Origin of the sequence: Peiella sedimenti (assembly GCF_030504955.1) — a bacterium.
Taxonomy (GTDB): Bacteria; Pseudomonadota; Alphaproteobacteria; order Caulobacterales; family Caulobacteraceae; genus Brevundimonas; species Brevundimonas sedimenti.
In genome coordinates this window covers 1-17943 of record NZ_JAUKTR010000002.1, presented here as the reverse complement: position 1 = coordinate 17943, position 17943 = coordinate 1, and the positions used below count along the sequence as shown (strand labels likewise).

18 protein-coding genes are annotated in these 17943 nt (G+C 70.6%); 4 read left to right on the top strand and 14 right to left on the bottom strand.

Annotated features, from left to right (window positions below; translation table 11 throughout):
* The first annotated feature begins 134 nt into the window (after positions 1-134).
* Positions 135-1442, top strand: a complete 1308-nt coding sequence (locus Q0812_RS05100) for a metal-dependent hydrolase family protein (RefSeq protein WP_302109236.1) — start codon at positions 135-137, stop codon at positions 1440-1442.
* On the opposite strand, the gene lpxK is transcribed toward Q0812_RS05100, so the two are convergent.
* Genes lpxK through Q0812_RS05080 form a run of 4 tightly spaced genes read right to left on the bottom strand, consistent with a single transcriptional unit; the run spans position 1427 to position 6172 of the window.
* Positions 1427-2422 carry a tetraacyldisaccharide 4'-kinase gene (lpxK, locus tag Q0812_RS05095; protein WP_302109235.1) on the bottom strand — a complete coding sequence of 332 codons (996 nt, stop codon included), beginning with the start codon at positions 2420-2422 and terminating at the stop codon, positions 1427-1429. The two genes, Q0812_RS05100 and lpxK, sit on opposite strands and share 16 nt — an antisense overlap.
* On the bottom strand, positions 2419-3693 hold the full coding sequence (locus Q0812_RS05090) for a 3-deoxy-D-manno-octulosonic acid transferase (RefSeq protein ID WP_302109234.1): 1275 nt from the start codon (positions 3691-3693) through the stop codon (positions 2419-2421). The genes lpxK and Q0812_RS05090 overlap by 4 nt, the downstream gene beginning before the upstream one ends.
* Positions 3690-4400 (bottom strand): lysophospholipid acyltransferase family protein, encoded by a 711-nt coding sequence (locus Q0812_RS05085; RefSeq protein ID WP_302109233.1) that lies wholly within the window; start codon positions 4398-4400, stop codon positions 3690-3692. Before Q0812_RS05085 ends, Q0812_RS05090 begins: the two co-directional genes overlap by 4 nt.
* Entirely contained in the window at positions 4400-6172 is a 1773-nt protein-coding gene (locus Q0812_RS05080) for an ABC transporter ATP-binding protein (RefSeq protein WP_302109232.1), read from the bottom strand. The genes Q0812_RS05085 and Q0812_RS05080 overlap by 1 nt, the downstream gene beginning before the upstream one ends.
* 76 nt (positions 6173-6248) lie before the next feature.
* Here Q0812_RS05080 and Q0812_RS05075 point away from each other — a divergent pair, with 76 nt between their 5' ends.
* Positions 6249-6914: a fused DSP-PTPase phosphatase/NAD kinase-like protein gene (locus Q0812_RS05075; protein ID WP_302109231.1), complete on the top strand. Its 666-nt coding sequence runs from the start codon at positions 6249-6251 to the stop codon at positions 6912-6914.
* 1 nt (position 6915) lies between these two features.
* On the opposite strand, the gene Q0812_RS05070 is transcribed toward Q0812_RS05075, so the two are convergent.
* The 6 genes from Q0812_RS05070 to Q0812_RS05045 form a co-directional block, all read right to left on the bottom strand.
* The gene (locus Q0812_RS05070; RefSeq protein WP_302109230.1) at positions 6916-7104 is read right to left on the bottom strand and encodes a hypothetical protein; all 189 of its coding nucleotides are present in this window, start codon (positions 7102-7104) and stop codon (positions 6916-6918) included.
* Positions 7105-7155: 51 nt separating this feature from the next.
* A complete protein-coding gene (locus Q0812_RS05065; RefSeq protein WP_302109229.1) occupies positions 7156-7386 on the bottom strand; it encodes a DUF4170 domain-containing protein in 231 nt (76 codons plus the stop codon).
* Positions 7387-7409: 23 nt separating this feature from the next.
* Complete coding sequence (locus tag Q0812_RS05060) at positions 7410-8762, bottom strand: TldD/PmbA family protein (protein WP_302109228.1); 1353 nt, start codon at positions 8760-8762, stop codon at positions 7410-7412.
* Between the two features lie 41 nt (positions 8763-8803).
* Complete coding sequence (locus tag Q0812_RS05055; RefSeq protein ID WP_302109227.1) at positions 8804-9202, bottom strand: MAPEG family protein; 399 nt, start codon at positions 9200-9202, stop codon at positions 8804-8806.
* 13 nt (positions 9203-9215) lie between these two features.
* Positions 9216-10988 (bottom strand): M14 family metallopeptidase, encoded by a 1773-nt coding sequence (locus Q0812_RS05050; protein WP_302109226.1) that lies wholly within the window; start codon positions 10986-10988, stop codon positions 9216-9218.
* 80 nt (positions 10989-11068) lie between these two features.
* Complete coding sequence (locus Q0812_RS05045; protein WP_302109225.1) at positions 11069-11722, bottom strand: hypothetical protein; 654 nt, start codon at positions 11720-11722, stop codon at positions 11069-11071.
* 139 nt (positions 11723-11861) lie between these two features.
* Between Q0812_RS05045 and Q0812_RS05040 the strand changes: the two genes are divergently transcribed.
* On the top strand, positions 11862-12446 hold the full coding sequence (locus Q0812_RS05040) for a hypothetical protein (protein WP_302109224.1): 585 nt from the start codon (positions 11862-11864) through the stop codon (positions 12444-12446).
* A 3-nt stretch (positions 12447-12449) separates the two neighbouring features.
* Here Q0812_RS05040 and Q0812_RS05035 read toward each other — a convergent pair whose 3' ends face one another.
* From Q0812_RS05035 to Q0812_RS05020, 4 genes are read right to left on the bottom strand one after another with little or no spacing between them, the layout of a single operon-like run.
* Entirely contained in the window at positions 12450-13979 is a 1530-nt protein-coding gene (locus tag Q0812_RS05035) for a UbiD family decarboxylase (protein WP_302109223.1), read from the bottom strand.
* Positions 13980-14004: 25 nt separating this feature from the next.
* Entirely contained in the window at positions 14005-14352 is a 348-nt protein-coding gene (locus Q0812_RS05030; RefSeq protein ID WP_302109222.1) for an MmcQ/YjbR family DNA-binding protein, read from the bottom strand.
* Positions 14349-15188: an alpha/beta hydrolase gene (locus Q0812_RS05025; protein ID WP_302109221.1), complete on the bottom strand. Its 840-nt coding sequence runs from the start codon at positions 15186-15188 to the stop codon at positions 14349-14351. Before Q0812_RS05025 ends, Q0812_RS05030 begins: the two co-directional genes overlap by 4 nt.
* Positions 15189-15238: 50 nt before the next feature.
* Complete coding sequence (locus Q0812_RS05020; RefSeq protein ID WP_302109220.1) at positions 15239-17008, bottom strand: gamma-glutamyltransferase family protein; 1770 nt, start codon at positions 17006-17008, stop codon at positions 15239-15241.
* A gap of 126 nt (positions 17009-17134) precedes the next feature.
* Between Q0812_RS05020 and Q0812_RS05015 the strand changes: the two genes are divergently transcribed.
* A complete protein-coding gene (locus Q0812_RS05015) occupies positions 17135-17773 on the top strand; it encodes a DUF2799 domain-containing protein (protein ID WP_302109219.1) in 639 nt (212 codons plus the stop codon).
* Positions 17774-17943 lie beyond the last annotated feature (170 nt).

Genomic DNA, 17943 nt, shown 5'->3' with positions numbered 1-17943 from the left:
CAAGCAGGACAAGGCAGGATTTATTCCAGAGGCGCCCCCGCACGATCAACGCGCCCAGAGGTCGCACGTCAGGATTGGGCTTTATGGCGCATTCGGCGGCCCCTATGGTGCCGCTTGGGAGCGGAGGTATCAGCATGCAACGTCTTGTTTTCGCGGCTGTCATGGCCGTCTGCGCGGCGGTCTCGGGCCTAGCCCAGGCGCAACCGACGCCGGGCGCGCCCTTACGCACCTATGTTCAGGCCGGACGGCTGCTGGCCGATCCCACCACGGGACAGGTTCTCGAAAACAGGACGGTGGTGATCGAGAACGGCCGTGTGGTCGAGATCGCCGACGGCTTCGTCGACGGGCCCGGCCAGGTCGTGGATCTGCGCGATCGCTTCGTGTTGCCGGGCCTGATCGACAGCCATGTGCACATCCTGGGACAGAGCAATCCGAACCAGCGGCTCGAGGCCGTGACCCTGACCACCTCGGACCAGGCCATGCGCGGCGCCCTGTACGCCCGCCGCACCCTGATGGCCGGTTTCACCACCGTGGCCAATCTCGGCGCGACGCCTGAGGCCATCTTCGCCCTGCGCCGGGGCATCGCCGAGGGGGCCGTCCCCGGTCCGCGCATCATCGCCTCCGGCGCCACCATCACCCCGCACGGCGGGCACGGCGACACCCACGGCTATCGTCCCGAGTTCACCGAGACCCTGCGCAGCAGCGGCGTCTGTTCCGGCGCCGACGACTGCCGTCGCGCCGTGCGCGAGCAGGTGCGGGGCGGCGCCGACCTGATCAAGATCACCGCGACGGGCGGGGTTCTGTCCAACACCGCAGCAGGGCTGGGCCAGCAGTTCACGGCCGAGGAGCTGGCCGCCATCGTCGAGACGGCCCACGCCATGGGGCGGCGCGTCACCGCCCACGCCCACGGCGCCGACGGCATCGTCGGCTTCGCCCAGGCGGGCGGCGATTCCATCGAACACGGCACCTATCTGGACGATCAGGGCATCGCCCTGATGCGGCGGCGGAACATGTGGCTGGTGCCCACCCTGATGGCCGGCGACTTCGTGGCCCGCGAGGCGGCTCGCCCCGAGACCTATTTCACGCCGCCGCAGCGCGCCAAGGCGCTGGAGGTGGGCCCGCGCATGATCGACATGGCGCGCCGGGCGCACCAGGCGGGGGTCCGCATCGCCTTCGGCACCGATTCAGGCGTCTCCGCCCACGGCGACAACGCCCAGGAGTTCGCCCTGCTGGTCCAGGCGGGCCTGACGCCGTTGGAGGCGATCCAGACCGCCACGGTCAACGCCGCCGAGCATCTCGGCATCGAATCCGAAGCGGGCGCCCTGCGCCCCGGCATGCCCGCCGACCTCATCGCCGTCGAGGGGGACCCGCTCCGCGATGTGACCGTGCTTGAGCGGGTGGGCTTCGTCATGCGCAACGGGGTGGCCTACCGGCCAGAGTGAAGCAGGGCCCTGACGGCGGCCTCGTCCTCGAACCTGATGCCGATGCGCCAGACCAGCACCTGATCGCGCAGCTCAGCCGGAAGTCGCATCCAGTCCTTTTCGGTGATGATCAGGCGCGCCCCGAAGTCCGCTGCGCGCCCGCGCAGGAACTCAAGCTCGGCCGCCGCGAAGTTCTGGTGATCGCCAAAGGGGATGAAGTCCCGCAGGTCCGCGCCCGCCGCCTTCAGCGACCGTTCCACCCGCCACGGCTTGGCGATCCCGGCGAAGCCCACCAGCGGCCCCTCGGGCGCGGGCTGCAGCGGTCCCATCCGGGCGATCAGGACAGGCGGCCCCGCCAGTTGCTCCAGCAGCTCAGGGTCGGCCGCCAGCCCCTCGGGCAGGATCAGCGCCACCGCGTCGGCGCGCGCCAGACCGGCCCTCAGCGGCTCGCGCATGGGCCCCGCAGGAAAGACCTTTCCGTCGCCGAAGGGCCACTCGCCCTCACGTACGTCGCCGTCCACCACCACCAGCGACACGGACTTTTTCAGGGCCGGGTTCTGATGCCCGTCGTCCAGCACCAGCGCCTCGGCGCCCGCCGCCGTGGCGGCCCGCGCCCCCGCCGCGCGGTCGCGGGCGATCCAGAAGGGGCCGTCGGCGGCCAGCATCAGGGGCTCGTCTCCGACCTCGGCCGCCGTGTGCGTCGCTGGATCGACCTGGACCGGCCCCGCCAGCGAGCCGCCGTGACCCCGCGACAGGCCGTGCGCCCGGACGCCCCCGTCTCGCAGCAGGCGCAGCACTTCGCGCACCACGGGCGTCTTGCCTGATCCGCCCATGGTCAGATTGCCGACCGAGATCACCGGAACGCCGGGATCGATCCCAGGCTTAGCCACGCGCCGCGCCGTCGCCAGGGTCCACAGCCCTGACAGCGGCCACAGCAGAAAGCGGACGACCGTTCCCTTGGGTTCGCGCGAATACCACCAGCGTGGCGTGGTCAGCTTCATGGCCCTTTCTCCGGTATCCGGGCCTCCGGCAGCAGAGACTCAAGCCTCGCCCACAGGCGCGTCAGATCGGCGTCGGCCGAGGTGGCATAGGCCTCGGCGCGGCGGCCCGTGGCGCGCGCGGCCTCCGGATCGGCCAGCCAGGCGGCGAGGGCGGCTCCAAGCTGATCCCGGTCCGCCAGCCGCACCGCGTCCGCCGCCGCCATGCCCTCGAAGATGGCCCGCCAGTTGGCCATGTCGGGCCCGGCGATCACCGCCTTGGCCTGACGCGCGGGCTCCAGCGGGTTGTGCCCGCCGACGCCGCCGAAGAAGCCGCCGCCCAGGACCACCACGTCGGCCAGGGCGAAGAACAGGCCCAGCTCGCCCAGCGTATCGGCCAGGTAGACCTGGGTATCCGGCGCCAGGGCCTCGCCCCGGCTGCGCCGCGCCACGTTCAGGCCCTGGCCCTCCAGCTCATCCGCCACCGCCTCGGCCCGCACGGGATGACGCGGGGCGATGACGATCAGAGCCGATGGGTCGGCGGCCCGGGCGGCCCCGGCGATCAGGACCTCCTCGCCCGGATGGGTGCTGGCGCCCAGCACCACCGCCCGGTCGCCCACGGCCTCGCTCAGGCGATCAAACTCGGCGCGGTTGTAGTCGAGGGGCCGGCCCGTCAGCTTCAGGTTCACGCGCAGATCGTCTCGTCCGCCCAGCCGCACCAGCCGTTCGGCCGAGGCCTCGTCCTGGGGCGCCATCAGATCGAATGCCGACAGCAGCCGTCGCGCGCTGGCCGGCCGCTTCGCCCACCCCTCGGCCGTGTGCTCGGTGATGCGGGCGCTGACGAGAGCCAGGCGAGCTCCGCGCGCCTTGGCCTGGAGCACCAGATTGGGCCACAGCTCGCTTTCGACCAACACGCCCAGGTCTGGCCGCCAGTGATCGAGAAAACGCCCCACGGCGGCGGGCGCGTCGATGGGGGCGTACTGGTGCACCGCCCCGGCGGGCAGGCGCTGGGCCATCAGCTGGGCCGAGGCCACCGTGCCGGAGGTGGCCAGCACGCTCACGTCGGGCCGCCGCTTCAGGATCAGCTCGATCAGCGGCAGGGCCGACAGGCTTTCGCCGACGCTGGCGCCGTGGATCCAGACCAGCGGTCCTTCAGGCCGGCCGCGCCCGGCGCGGCCCAGTCGCTCGGAAAGGCGCGCCGGGTCCTCCTTGCCCTTGCGCGCGCGGCTATGCAGCAGCAGCGGCGCCAGGGGCTCCAGCACGGTGGTCGCCAGCCGATAGAGGCTGAGGCTCACGGCGCCCTGACTCCCGACCGTCTGGCCCCGCACAGGGCCTCGGCCCGCCGCGTCAGGGCGCTGAGTTCGGCCGCCCAGTCCTTCGCGAGCGCCTCAAGATCGACCCCGCGCGCCGGGGGGTCCAACCGCTTCCAGACCATGCCGCCGCGCGCAAAGGGTCTGGGCACCAGCGCCGTGTCCCAGGTCTTCAGGCGAAATGCGGGCTCGCTGGCCAGGCCCACCAGCAGGATGGGCGCGCCGGCCGCCTGGGCCAGCACCACGGCCCCTTCGGCCATGGTCTCGGCTGGGCCCCGGGGACCGTCCGGCGTGATGGCGATCCCGCCGCCCGAGCGGATCCATCTCAGCGCGTCGCGCAGGGCCGCCGCCCCGCCCTTGGCCTTGTCCAGCGCCGTCTTCTTGGCCGACGAGCCTCGAATGGCCGGAAAGCCCAGCCGCCCCACCGCGCGTGCGATGAACTCTCCATCCGGCGAAAGCGAGATCAGCACCCGCGGCGGCTGGGCCCGGTCCAGCGGCCAGCAGCCGGGCGCCAGGGAGACCCGCGAATGCCAGAAGCACACCACCACCCCGCCGCCGGCCGCCCAGACCGCCTCGGCCTGATCCTGGCCCTCGCGGGTCCAGCGCATGGTCGACAGGCACAGACGCAGCCACGCCGTCAGCAGCCCTGACAGCAGCCCCTGCATGATCGGATTGCGCAGCGGCCGCGCCATCAGGCGGGCGTCTCCTCAAGGTCCAGCGTCTGGCTCCCGGCCAGGCGGGCGTAGAGACCCTTCTTCCGCAGCAGTTGGGCGTGGGTCCCGCTCTCGACGATGCGCCCCCCCTCCAGCACATGGATCAGGTCCGCGTCGCGCACCGTGGCCAGACGATGGGCGATCACGAAGGTGGTGCGGCCCTGGCGCAGCCGGTCCAGCGCCTGCTGCACCAGCGCCTCGCTCTCGGCGTCCAGGGCGCTGGTGGCCTCGTCCAGCAGCAGTATGGGCGCGTCCTTGATGAAGGCGCGGGCGATGGCGATGCGCTGACGCTGGCCGCCCGACAGTCGCCCTCCGGCCTCGCCCACGCGGGTCTGATAGCCTTCGGGCAGGGCCGTGATGAAGTCATGCGCAGCCGCGGCCTTGGCCGCCGCCTCGATGGCCGGCTGATCGGCGCCCTTGCGGCCATAGGCGATGTTGGCGGCGATGGTGTCGTCAAAGAGGAAGGGCTCCTGCGTCACCAGGGCGATCTGGCGGCGCAGGCTCTCAAGCGTCAGGTCGCGCACGTCCTGGCCGTTGATGCGCACGGCGCCCTCGGACGCCTCATGGAAGCGCGGGATCAGCGACAGCAGGGTGCTCTTGCCGCCGCCCGACGGTCCGACCAGCGCCACCGTCTGGCCCGGGCTGGCCTCAAGGCTGATGCCGGAAAGGGTCGGCTGGTCCCCATAGGCGAAGGACACGTCATCGAAGCTGACCGTGGCCGGGCCGGCCGCCAGCGCCTTCGCGCCCGCGCGGTCTCGGATTTCGGGCTGCACGTCCAGGGCGGCGAACAGGCGCCGGGCGGCGGTCATCCCTTCGCTCATCACGGTCTGGAGATTGGCCAGCTGCCGCAGGGACTGGGACACGATCAGCAGCGATGCGATGAAGGCGGTGAACTGCCCCACGGTCAGCCCGCCGCCCTGGGCCCGCCATCCCGCATAGGCCAGGATGGCCGCCACCACGATCATGGTCAGGGTCTCGGTGACCGGCGCGGCGGTGGCGCGAGCGTTGGCGCCCTTGATGACGTGGGTCTGGCGCCGGGCCACCACCTCGGCCACGCGCGCCTCCTCGTCGGCCTCGCGGCCTTCGATCTTGACCACGCGCACGCCGTCCAGATTCTCCATCAGGGCGGTGGACAGGGCGGCGGTCTCGCCCATGGCGCCCTCGGCGGCCTTGCGGGTGCGCTTGGCGAAGCGGCGCAGGACCAGCCCCGCCACCGGCGCGGCGGCCAGCACGATCACCGCCAGTATAGGGTCCAGCCAGAACAGGTAGATCAGCAGCGCCGCCACGATCAGGGCGTGCTGGACGTAGTTCACCACCCCTTGCGTGAACGCCTCACGGATCAGGTTGGCGTCGAACAGGACCGACGAGACATAGGCGCCCGAGTGCTGGGTCCTAAGGCGCGCCAGATCGGCCCTGACCATGGCGCCGAACAGCTGCACCTGAACATCGCCGACGACGCGGTGGCCGATGCGATTGACCAGGGTCGCCGTGACCACCTGCAGCAGCCCCCGCCCCAGGGCCAGCCCGGCGATGATCGCCGGAATGGTCCACATGGCGGCCGGGTCGCGATCCACCAGCAGGCGCTGCACCGCGGGGTCCAGCTGGCCGGCCAGGAGCGCCGTCAGCCCCGCCGCCCCGGCCGCGCACAGCACCGCCAGCGCCAGCTGCGGCCAGCGGCGCTTCAGGTAGTCGCGCCACACCCGCCTCAGCAGCGGGGTGGACGGAGGATCAGACGGGCGCGCTGCGGCCATGCCGTTCGGTCGGGCCAACCGGCCTTCAAGTCAAGCGGCGGGTGACGGCGGGGCCTGGTGCGACTATCTAGCCGCCATGGCCGGACACGACCTGACGACGCCCGAGGGCCGCAAACGCGCGGCCAGAGCCTTCATGTGGGGCGACCATGGCTTTCTGCGCCTGGCCTTCACCAATGCGCACTGGATCGGCCCCGACATGGTGCGCACGAACCAGCCCTGGCCCTTTCAGCTGCGGCGCTGGCGTGACCTGGGAATCAGGACCGTCATCAACCTGCGCGGCGGGTTCGATTCAGCCTACTACGCGGTGGAGAAGGCCGCCTGCGAGGAGCTGGGCCTGACCCTGATCGACGCGCCCCTGGGCTCGCGCGAGGCGCCTTCGGCCGCGCGTGTGCTGCGGGCCAGGGAAATCTTCCAGACCATCGAATACCCCGCCCTCATGCACTGCAAGTCCGGCGCGGACCGCGCGGGGCTGATGGCGGTTCTGTATCGCCACTTCCACCTGGGCGAGCCCATCAGCGTCGCCATGAAGGAGCTGGGTCTGCGGACCCTGCACATGCGCCAGGGCAAGACCGGCGTGCTCGACTTCGTCTTCGACCGCTATGTGAAGGACGTGGAGCCCAGTGGGATCAGCTTCCTCGACTGGGTGCAGAGCCCCGACTACGACCCCGACGCCCTCAAGGCCGAGTTCCAGAGCTCGTGGCTGGGGACCCTGCTGACGGAAAAGCTGCTCCGGCGCGAATAGCCTAGGGCCGCCGCTCGGAGTCCGGGGCGGCCTTGTCGGCCGGCGTCATGCGGTCGTTCCAGGCGGTGTCGCCCTCGTCCAGGGCCCGGTCGGCCCGGCCCTTGCCGCGCGAGGCCTGCCGCGCCACGAACCACACGGCCGCGGCGGCGGCGATCAGGATCAGGACGGCGATCAGGGTGGTCATGCTCATGAGGGTCTCCAGGCTTCACCGTGGACAACCCGTGAGCCGGGCGCCTGTTCCTCAGCGCTCGTCGGTCTCGGGATCGAGCAGCCGGTGGGCGTGGACCACGAAGTAGCGCATCAGGGCGTTGTCCACCGTGGCCTGGGCCCGGGCCTTCCAGGCCTTGCGGGCCTCTTCATAGTTCGGATAGGCGCCGACGAACTCCACCTTGGACAGGTCGCGGAACTCGGTCCCGCCCAGGTCCTTCAGTTCGCCGCCGAAGACGATGTGGAGCAGTTGCTTGTCGGGCATGGCGTTCGGTCTCTCTTGAGGGGTCAGGCGCCAGCGATGGCGACGCCGTCGATAAGCAGGGAAGGGGCGTTGGTCGAGCCGCGGAACTCCAGGTCCGATCCGGCGACCAGCCGCATCAGCAGGTCGGGGATCGAGCCGGCCACCGTCACCTCGTTCACCGGATGAACGATCTCGCCGTCCTCGAACCAGAAGCCCGACACGCCGGTCGACCAGTCGCCGTTGTCCGGGTTCAGCGACGGGCCGAACATGGAGGTGACCAGCAGGCCCGAACCGGCGTCGGCCACCAGCTGGGCCAGGGTGCGCTCGCCCGGCTTCAGATGCAGGTTGTGGGTCGAGACGCCGGCCGGCCCGGCCAGGCCGCGCGAGGCGTGGCCGGTCGAGCGCAAACCCAGCTGCGCCGCCGAGGAGGTGTTGAGCAGCCAGGTGGTCAGGACGCCGTCGTCCACCAGCTTGCGCTCCTGAACCCGCACGCCCTCGTCGTCGAACGGCGTCGAGCCCAGGCCGCGCGGCCGGAACGGCTCCTCGATCAGATCCATGCCCTCGGGCAGGATGCGCTGGCCCAGCTTCCCCTTGAGGAAGGAGACGCCGCGCGTCACCGCCGGGCCCGAGACGGCGCCGATGATGGGCGACAGCAGCGAGGCGGCGATGCGGTTCTCGAAAATCACCGGGGCGGTGCGCGAGCTCAGCTTGCGGGCGCCCAGCCGCTGCACCGCCCGCTCGCCGGCGTCGCGGCCCAGCAGGGCCGGCGAAGGCAGGTCAGAGCCATAGCGGGCGGCCCGGCCCTCGCCGCCGCGCTCCATGACGCCGTCGCGCTCGGCGATGACGCTGGCCGAGGTGGACGACACCGTGCCGCGATAGACGCCGGTGAAGCCGTCGGAGGTCAGAAGCCGCCATCGGCCCATGGACCAGCTGGCCGAACCCCCTTCGGAGTTGGTCACGCCCTCAACCGCGCGGGCGGCGTCCTCGGCCTCCAGCGCGCGGGCCTCCAGCCGGGCGGCGTCGGGCTCGTCGGCGTCGAACAGGTCAAGATCCGGCGCCTCGCCGCTGGCCAGCAGGTCGGGATCGGCCAGGCCGCACCAGGGGTCTTCCGGCGCCAGCTTCGCCATGGCCACAGCCCGTTCCACCAGCCGTTCGCGGGTTTCGGCCGACAGGTCCGAGGAGGAGACCGTCGCCTGACGCTTGCCGATGAAGACGCGCAGGCCCAGGTCGCGTGATTCCTCGCGCTCCACCTCCTCCAGCGCGCCCATGCGCACGCCGATCGACAGGGCGCGGCGCTCGGCGGTCACCGCCTCGGCGGCGTCGGCGCCGGCCTTCAGCGCGGCGCGCACCACATCCTCCAGCAGCTCTGCCGGATCGGGGTTGGGGGAGGAAGCCATGGGCGCCGATATGGCCGACCGGCCCGGCCGCCGCAACCGGTTCAGATCAGATAGACCACGAGCGAGGCGACCAGGGCGATCAGCGCCGTGTAGGTCAGCATCATGCCCAGCACGCGGCCTCGCCCCGGCTGGACCGTCTGGCTCATGCCGTAGCCGTGCAGGACGCGTCCGGCGAAGAACAGGGCGCCGACCCCATGGATCAGCAGGGCCGGCGCGTTCACCAGCACCAGGGCCGCCAGGCCTCCGAGGGTCGGCCCGATGTACTCCGCGGCGTTGCCGAAGGCCCGCTGGGCGGCCGTCAGTTCGGGCACGCCCGCATCGCCGATAGCCACCCGGTGACGCCGCCGCAGCCGCACGACCCGGCCCGACAGCAACAGCAGCAGCACCAGGTGAAGCGCGGCCCACAGGGCCAGGGCCTTGGCGGCGGTCAGGTCGTACATGGTCGGCCCTCCTTCAGGGGGCGGTCTCGCGGCCCACGGGGTACAGGCGGAAGCGCTCGTCGTAGAAGGGCGTGCGTTCATAGAACCAGCCCAGCCGCGCCTCGGGGTCCGAGGCGAAGGCGTTGTCGCCGCGCAGCCGCTCTTCGAACTCGGCCTTCAGCGCCGGATCGGCGGCCAGCATGGCCTCGGCCAGGGGCGCGATGGCGTAGCCCTCGATGTACTCCACGCGGCTCAGCACCTCGGGGAGCATGCCCCAGGCGAAGAAGCTCTCGCTCGACAGGGGCTCCAGCAGCAGGACGGCGATGTCGCCGCGCGGCTGGTCGGTGGGTATGCGCACCGACCCCGCCGGAAAGGTCCAGTCGCGCCGCTCGGGCGTGGCCTCGGTCACGGTGATGGCCACATGGCCTTCGAAAGGCGCATCGGCCAGGACCGGCTCGCCCAGGCGCAGCATCTCCACCGACATTGTCCGGGGCTCGGTCAGGGTCTCCATCTCCAGCCCGTGCAGGCGCAGGCGCTCGATCAGGTCGGCCCGATAGGACGGGACCCAATAGGCTTCAGGCCGCTGCAGGCTCAGCGTCGGGTGCGAGCCGTAGAAGGGCATCGACCACGCTTCCGGATCGGCGCGGCCCAGCCAGCGCACCTCCTGTCGCCCCGAGGCGGGGCTGTCATAGGTCTCGAACAACACGCCCTTGAAGGTTCGGGTTAAGGACGGCTCGGCGTCGGACTGGAAGTTGGCCGGAACCTCGGCCGGCCGCAGGGCTTCGTCGGCGCTGACGGCGGCGCGCAGACCCTCCGCGCCCTCGGCCAGGATGCGCAAGCTCGCTTCCAGCATCACATAGGTCCCCAGCACGCGCTGCTCGTGGGGCTTCAGGCTGTGGTTCTCGATCAGGATGGTGGGGATGTGCGCCGCTGAGCCCCAGCCGTTGGAGAAGCGCTCGCCCAGACCGCCTTCGGACAGCCCCGCGCGGGGGTTGCGGTCATCGACGGCGAAGACCAGCTGGCCCGGAATGTGCCCCTGCGCCTCCAGCGCCGCATCCAGCTGCGGCCGGTACTGGGCGTCCAGCCAGGCGGCGGTGGCGGGGCTGCGCGAATAGGCGCCCTCTTCGCCGTTCCAGCCGTAGGTCACGTCGTACTGGTAGTCGATCCCGTCGGTGACGTGGATGTCGATGTAAAGGTCCGGCCGATGGCGGTTCAGCAGCCGCATCAGCGCCTGGGTCTCCGGCTGGTCCAGCTTCATGAAGTCGCGGTTCATGTTCTGGTTCGTGGCGGTGTTGCGCCAGCCCTGGATGCGCGGCCCGCGCTGGTTCGGGCGGGAATAGGCCGAGGCCCGCTCGTGCCCATCCACCGACAGGATCGGGATCAGGATCAGATTGACCCGATCGAGCAGGTCGTCCCGTCCGTAAAAAGCGATGTCGCGCAGCAGCATCATGCCGGCGTCCTTGCCGTCGATCTCGCCCGGGTGAATGCCGGCCTGGGCCAGCAGCAGGGGCTTGTTCGGGTCCAGCTGGGCGCCGTCCTTGGATGCGATCACGGCATAGATGGCCCGACCCTCGGGGCTGACGCCGAACTCCTCGATGCGGATCAGGTCGGACGCTTCGTTGAGGCGGTCGAACCAGGCGCGAGTGGCCGCATAGTCGGGACTGAAGTCGCGCTGCGGGTCCTGCTCGAAGGCCGTGGCCCACGGGTCGCTGGCCGGGCGGAGCAGGCTGCGGCTCGCGCCGTTCCATTCCAGCGCGGGCGGCAGGAACGCCTGATCCCAGGGGGCGGGCGTCGTGGGCTGGGACATGACTGGACTCGCTAGGCACGGAAACGACAGGGCGACGGCCAGGGCCGCCCCTATGCGCATCGGCCCTTTGAACGAAAGGGTCAAGGTTGGGCGGGGGACGCGGCGGCCTGCCGGGCGGCCTCGAGCGCCTCGGCCTGCTGGTTGGCGAACTCCACCATGTCGACCGGATTGACGGCGGAGCCGACCGCGGAAAACAGGTAGACCAGGATGTGCAGCACGGTCAGCACCACGAACAGGCGCGCCCGTTTCGCGAAGGCCGCTGGCACGACCAGCACCAGATAGAGCAGAAGCGTGATGACGTAACTGGTGATCAGCACCGGCCCTCCGGGCGTCCGCGCATGGGCGATGATGGCGGCGATGACCAGCAGCACATTGGCCGCCGCGGTCAGCAGGAGGACCAGCTTCTTGTTGTCCCAGAAGTGGTCGTCGAGGTTCATGCCCTCCTCGATCTCGTGGGGAAAAACCAGAGACGCGGCCATGAAGTAGATCAGCGCCACCGCCAGCCCCGCCACCAGCAGGCCATAGCTGAAGGGCAGGTGGCGAAAGTTGACCCAGGCCGCATCCCAGAAGGTGGCGATGTCCAGGATGACGAACAGGCCCAGCAAGGGCGTCAGTCGCCCGACGCGGATACGCTTGCGGTGCTGAATGGCCGTGGCCACGCCCACGGCGATGGCGGCCACCGACAGGCCCAGCAACAGGCCGTAGAAGCTGAAGAAGAACTCGAACGCGCTCAAGGATCAGCCCTCCCCACCTGCGGCTCAGCTTAGGAGGGCGGCGCAGTCTTGAGCAAGACTGGTGCGGTCAGCACCCCTGACTTGTCGCCAAGCGGACTCTGCCCCGGCTAGGGTGGGGAGACAACCGTGGAGGGCGAGCATGAACCTGGGCGATCTGGCGGCGCTCGCCGCCGCCGGCCTTCTGCTATTGGGCTTCGCCTGGATGGCGCTCGTCGAGCGGCGGCGTCGTCGCGGCCTGTTGATGGCCCTGCATCACGAGACCCGGGGTCTGTGTCGCGAGGCCGTCGAGTTGGCCGAGGCCGTGGCGCGCCGCTCCGCCGCGGACCCGGCCTTGGATCAGGCGCTGATAGACCGTCACCCGCTCGGGGCGCCGCAGACCTATCCCGGCCTCGTCTCCCAGCTATGGCGCCTCGACCCTGAGATCATGGGCCGCGCCGTCGAGTTTCATGGCCAGCTGGCCGTGGCCCGGGGCCGGTGGGCCGCCTGGCGAACCGGCGAGGCTCAAGGGGCCGCGTCCTACCTCCTCCTCTCGGCGCTGACCCGGGCCGTCAACGGCGTCCAGCCCCTGATCTGGCATGTGGAGACTGAGCTCGGCTGGCCCAGGAGCCCGGCGGTCACGGCCCCTCTGGCCAGCGCCCTGGTGGGCCGCGTCGAGGACGGCCTTTCCGATGCGGATCATGACGCAGCCCTCGACGGACTCGACGCCGCCTACTGGAGCCAGTGAGGCCTATTTCCAGATCGGGGCGCCGTCACCCGGCAATCCGAGGTCGGCCCACATCTCGGACACGCGGTCGATGACGTCCTGGTCCATGCGGATGACCTGGCCCCACTCACGGTGGGTTTCCGGCGGCAGCTTGTCGGTGGCGTCCAGCCCGATCTTGGAGCCCAGCCCGCTCTCCGGGCTGGCGAAGTCCAGATAGTCGATGGGCGTGTTCTCGATCACCGTGATGTCGCGGGCCGGGTCCATCTTGGTGGAGACCGCCCACATGACGTCCTTCCAGTCGCGGGCGTCCACGTCGTCGTCCAGGACGATGACGAACTTGGTGTACATGAACTGGCGCAGGTAGCTCCAGACGCCCAGCATCACGCGCTTGGCGTGGCCGGGATAGGCCTTCTTCATGGACACCACGGCGATCCGGTAGCTGCAGCCCTCGGGCGGCAGCCAGAAGTCGGTGATCTCGGGAAACTGCTGACGGATCAGCGGGATGAAGACCTCGTTCAGCGCCTCACCCAGGACGCTCGGCTCATCCGGCGGCCGGCCGGTGAAGGTGGTCAGGTAGAGCGGGTCCTTGCGCATGGTCACCGCGGTCACCTGGAACACCGGGAAGCGCTCCACCGAGTTGTAGTAGCCGGTGTGGTCGCCGTAGGGCCCCTCGTCGGCGTACTCGTCCAGAAGGACGTGGCCCTCCAGCACGATCTCGGCCTGGGCCGGGACCATCAGGGGCTGGGTCTTGGCCGGAACCAGGTCCACCGCCGCGCCGCGCAGCATGCCGGCGAACTGGTATTCGGACAGGGTGTCCGGGACCGGCGTCACGGCCGCCAGGATGGTGCCCGGATCGGCGCCGATGACAGCGCAGGCCGGAAGCGGCTCTCGGGCGCCGGCCTTCTTGTGGCGGCCGTAGTGCTGGGCCCCGCCGCGATGGGCCAGCCAGCGCATGATCAGCCGGTCCTTGCCGATGACCTGCATACGGTAGACGCCGAGGTTGAAGTCGTCCTCGCGCGCGTTCGACGGCCCCTTGGTGACCACCAACGGCCAGGTGATCAGCGGCGCGGGCTCGCCCGGCCAGCAGGTCTGGATCGGCAGCTTGGACAGGTCGATCTGGTCGCCGGTCAGGACCACCTGCTGCACGGGCGCGCGGCTGACGGTCTTGGGCCGCATGGACAGCACGGTCTGGGCCAGGGGCAGCAGCTCGACGGCGCCCTTGAGGCCGCGGGGTGGCTCGGGCTGGCGCAGGAAGGCCAGAAGCTCGCCCACCTCGCGCAGCTCGGCGCCGGTGGTGCGCATCTGCTTTCCCAGCGTCACGCCCATGGCGACGCGCTTCACCGTGCCGAACAGATTGACCAGGCACGGGATGTCGCTGACCTGGCCGTCGGCGCGCACCGGCTTTTCGAACAGCACAGCCGGTCCGCCGTTCCGGAGCAGGCGTGTCTGGATCTCGGTCATCTCCAGCATGGTGGAGACGGGCTGCGAGACGCGCACGAGTTCGCCCTCGCGCTCAAGCAGGGTCAGGAAGTCGCGCAGGGACTTGTAGGCCATGGGCCGTGATGGCCCGGCGGGGCCTTCAGTTCAATAGGTCCGGATGCGCCTTGCGAAGGCGCGCGGGCGCGACCTTCCGCCAGCGGCGGGTCAGCATGACCTTCAGCCAGGCCGGATCGACCGTGGCGATGCGCGCCAGCACCAGCGGATGGTCGCGATAGTGGTCGGTGAAGTGGAAGGTCTCCGGGTCCATCTCGATCAGCAGTTCGCGTTCGTCGATGGAGTCCAGATGCACCACCAGGCTCTGGTCCAGCTTCGGCCGCAGCCAGGTGAAGAACTTGCCCTGAATCTTGAAGGACGGCTCGCCATAGGAGGTCGAGGCCTCGGCGCCCGGGAAGGACAGGATCAGGGCGGCGACCTCATCCCTGGTCATGGGGCGGGCGGGGGCAGCAGGAACTTCAGGCCGTTGGCGAACAGCACGCCCTCGACGCTGACATGGGTCTGGTCCGGAAAGGCCCGGACCTGAAGATCGTAGCGGTCGCCGGCCTCCAGCGCCTGGGTCAGGCGCGGCATGTCAGCCAGGATGCGCGCCTCCATATCGCCGCCCGCATAGCCGAGGAAGACGCGCGGCCGCTGCGCCCCACCGGGCCAGGCGGCGATGCGGTCCATGATGGCGGGCTCCACGAAAACGGCCGGGCTGCCGATCAGATAGCCGTCGAACGCCTCGGGGTGAGTCGACAGTACGCGGGCGGTGAAAAGGCCGCTCGCCGAGTGACCATACAGAACGGTATGGTCCAGATCCATGTAGGGGTTGCTGGCCAGGAACGGCCGCAGCTCCTCGGTCAGGAAGCGCTGGAAACCCTCGCCCCCGCCGCCCGTGCGGCGTCCGCCGTCCTCCTGCACCACATGGACGTAGTCGCGGTTGCGGCCGTCGATCCAGGGGCCCAGCCCCTCGCCGGGAAAGCCCACCGCCACGATCCAGGCCGGACCAATCTCGCGCACGATCTGGAGGTTCCGCGCCACGTCCGTGGCCATGCCGAAGAAGTAGTTGCCGTCCAGCACGAAGACCACCGGCGCCTTCTGGCCGCGTCCCACGGGGCGGACCGGCTCGGCCACCTGGACCAGATAGTCCTGGCCGGTGATCTCCGAGCGCAGGATGTACTCATAGGTCCCGGTCATGTTGGCCAGGCCCTCGCGAATGACGCGCGGCTCGGCGGCGGCGGGCGCGGCCGCGAAGGCCAGGGCGAGCAGCATCAGGATCAGGCGCATCTCACGTCTCCCCTCGTTCAGGGCCACGCTGGCCCTGCGCCGGCCTGGCCTCAATAGGCCAGGGCCAGGCCGTCCTTGCGCATTTCCGAGGCCGCGCCATAGGTCCAGGAGCCGTCCTCGTTGATCTGGCGGATCACGTTCTGATAGCCGCCGAACCCGCCGTCCGGCGGACCCAGCACCCAGCCCATGGCGGCCAGCTCGGTCCTTGTCGCCTCCGGCACGCCCGTCTCCAGATGCAGCCGGCCCACGCCCTCGGCGGGCTGGCCCGTGGGCTCGGACGAGCCGTAGTGCTGCCAGCGGGGCGCGTCGCCCGCCTCCTGCGGACCCAGGCCGTAGTCCACCATGTTGATGACGATCTGGGCCTGCCCTTGCGGCTGCATGCCGCCGCCCATCACGCCGAAGGCCATCCAGGGCTGGCCGTCCCTGACCGCGAAGCCGGGGATGATGGTGTGGAAGGGCCGCTTGCCCGGCGCGTAGAGGTTGGGGCTGCCGTCCCGCAGCGAGAACAGCTCGCCCCGGTCCTGGAACATGAAGCCCAAGGTCCGGCCGTCCGGCCCGTCGGGCACGAGGCCTGAGCCCATGCCGCGATAGTTGGACTGGATCCAGCTGACCATCATGCCGTCGGCGTCGGCCACGCTGAAATAGGTGGTGTCGCCCTGATGGGGGGCGTCGCCCGGGAAGACGCGATCCATCACCCGGTCCGGCCGGATCAGCCGCGCCCGCTCGGCGGCGTAGTCCTTGGAGATCAGGCGCTCCACCGGGATGTCGGCGAAGTCGGGGTCCGAGAACCAGCGCGCGCGGTCCTCGAAGGCCAGGCGCTTGGCCTCGGCCTGGTGGTGGATCGAGGCCGCCGACTGGAAGCCCATGGCCCTCAGGTCGAACTGCTCGGCGATGTTCAGCAGCTGCAGCGTCGACAGCCCCTGGGTGTTCGGCCCCAGCTGATAGACGTCCACCCCGCGATAGTTGCTGGTCAGCGGGTCGACCCATTCGGTGCGATGCGCGGCCAGATCCGCCCGCGTAATCCAGCCGCCGATGCGGGCGAAGTAGCGCTCCATGTGCTCGGCCAGCGGGCCTTCGTAGAAGGCGTCCCGGCCCTGGCGCGCGATCAGCTCATAGGTGCCGCCCAGGTCCGGGTTGCGGAACACCTCGCCCTCGCGCGGCGTGCGGCCCCCGGGCGCATAGACCCGAAAGGCGTTGTCGACCTCCTCCACGCCGTTCTCGGGCGTGAAGCGGGTCATGTTGCGCTCCAGATACCAGGCGATGGTCTGGGGCACGGGCGCGCCGCGCCGGCACAGCTCGGCCACCGGCATCAGCACCTCGGCCCAGGGCAGCTTGCCGTAGCGTTGGTGGGCGCTCCACCAGGCGTCGACGGTTCCGGGCACATTGACCGTGACCGCGCCGAAGGAGGGGAGGTAGCCGTTCCGCGCCCGGCTGCGGGCGGTCTCAAGCGACAGGCCGCGCGGGCTGCGGCCCGAGCCGTTCATGCCCTCCACCCGGCCCGAGCGCGGATCCCACAACAGGCAGAAGGCGTCCCCACCGATGCCGTTGGCCACGGGCTCGAGGAAGCCCAGGGCGGCGTTGATGGCGATGGCCGCGTCGATGGCCGAGCCGCCCCGGCGCAGGGTGTCGATCCCGATCAGGGTGGCGATGGGGTGGGCCGTGGCCGCCGCGCCATTGGCGCCCCAGACGGTGGAGCGGCCCGCGAAACTGGCGCCGGCGATGCGGTCGCCCGGTCCCACGCCTGGATAGACGGTCGGCGCCGCCGCGGCCGCCGTGGCGGTCAGGGCGGGCAGGGCGGCCAGAAAGGTTCTGCGGCGCATGTGTGAACTCCCCCGGGGACGGCAGCGTCGCCATTCAAGGGCCGGACCGTTCGCTGCGCAAGCTTGGCCGATCCTCGGGATCATGTTTGGATAAGGCCGAGGCTTCGGGGATCGGGGGATCACGACATGAAACGCGCCGTCATCATCGCCGCCGTCGCGGGCGCCGCATCCGTCCTGATGGGCAGCTGCGCCACCCTTAGCGAGGAACAGTGCCTGGTGGGCGACTGGTACGGCATCGGCGTGGCGGACGGCGAGCGCGGCTATCAGACCTCGCGGCTCAGCGAGCATGTGGAGGCCTGCGCCCGGCATGGGGTCACGCCCGACACCCAGGCCTATCTGGGCGGCCGCGAGCGCGGGCTCGAAACCTACTGCACGCCGGGCAACGGCTTCCGCGTGGGCTCCAGCGGCGGCTCCTACGGCGGCGTCTGTCCCGCCGGGCTCGAGCGGGACTTCGTCGCGGCCTATTCCGACGGCCAGATCGTCTGGAACGCCCAGGTGACGCTCAACAACTACCGCAACGACCGCAGCACGGCCGTGGCGCGCGTCCAGAACCTCGATTCGCGCATCTCGGCGGAAGAGGCGCGGCTCGGCGCCGACGGCCTGACCGACGACCAGAAGGACGCGATCCGGGAAACCATCCGCGATCTGCGCCGCGAGCGTCGCCGCGCGCTGGACGAGGTGGACCGCATCGATTTTCTGATCCGCGACGCCGAGATCGAGGTGGCCAACCTGCGCGACCGCCTTGCGCCCCGGTGGGACTACTGAGGGGGTCCGCCCGGCATTCCAGCGGCTGAGAGATGAGGCCCCGATCCCTTCTCCCCTCGCGGGTGGAGAAGGCTCGTATACGAGCCGCCGACGGGTGGCGCGTAAGCGCCGGATGAGGGGGCCTAGACCTTCCTGTCTCCTCCCCATCGCCAGATGGGGAGGGGGACCGC

Bases quoted from the DNA above. Each gene is read 5' to 3' on its own strand.
- Q0812_RS05100 (WP_302109236.1), top strand. From the start codon at position 135: ATGCAACGTCTTGTTTTCGCGGCTGTCATGGCCGTCTGCGCGGCGGTC.
- lpxK (WP_302109235.1), bottom strand. From the start codon at position 2,422: ATGAAGCTGACCACGCCACGCTGGTGGTATTCGCGCGAACCCAAGGGA.
- Q0812_RS05085 (WP_302109233.1), bottom strand. From the start codon at position 4,400: ATGGCGCGGCCGCTGCGCAATCCGATCATGCAGGGGCTGCTGTCAGGG.
- Q0812_RS05080 (WP_302109232.1), bottom strand. From the start codon at position 6,172: ATGGCCGCAGCGCGCCCGTCTGATCCTCCGTCCACCCCGCTGCTGAGG.
- Q0812_RS05075 (WP_302109231.1), top strand. From the start codon at position 6,249: ATGGCCGGACACGACCTGACGACGCCCGAGGGCCGCAAACGCGCGGCC.
- Q0812_RS05070 (WP_302109230.1), bottom strand. From the start codon at position 7,104: ATGAGCATGACCACCCTGATCGCCGTCCTGATCCTGATCGCCGCCGCC.
- Q0812_RS05065 (WP_302109229.1), bottom strand. From the start codon at position 7,386: ATGCCCGACAAGCAACTGCTCCACATCGTCTTCGGCGGCGAACTGAAG.
- Q0812_RS05060 (WP_302109228.1), bottom strand. From the start codon at position 8,762: ATGGCTTCCTCCCCCAACCCCGATCCGGCAGAGCTGCTGGAGGATGTG.
- Q0812_RS05055 (WP_302109227.1), bottom strand. From the start codon at position 9,202: ATGTACGACCTGACCGCCGCCAAGGCCCTGGCCCTGTGGGCCGCGCTT.
- Q0812_RS05050 (WP_302109226.1), bottom strand. From the start codon at position 10,988: ATGTCCCAGCCCACGACGCCCGCCCCCTGGGATCAGGCGTTCCTGCCG.
- Q0812_RS05040 (WP_302109224.1), top strand. From the start codon at position 11,862: ATGAACCTGGGCGATCTGGCGGCGCTCGCCGCCGCCGGCCTTCTGCTA.
- Q0812_RS05035 (WP_302109223.1), bottom strand. From the start codon at position 13,979: ATGGCCTACAAGTCCCTGCGCGACTTCCTGACCCTGCTTGAGCGCGAG.
- Q0812_RS05030 (WP_302109222.1), bottom strand. From the start codon at position 14,352: ATGACCAGGGATGAGGTCGCCGCCCTGATCCTGTCCTTCCCGGGCGCC.
- Q0812_RS05025 (WP_302109221.1), bottom strand. From the start codon at position 15,188: ATGCGCCTGATCCTGATGCTGCTCGCCCTGGCCTTCGCGGCCGCGCCC.
- Q0812_RS05020 (WP_302109220.1), bottom strand. From the start codon at position 17,008: ATGCGCCGCAGAACCTTTCTGGCCGCCCTGCCCGCCCTGACCGCCACG.
- Q0812_RS05015 (WP_302109219.1), top strand. From the start codon at position 17,135: ATGAAACGCGCCGTCATCATCGCCGCCGTCGCGGGCGCCGCATCCGTC.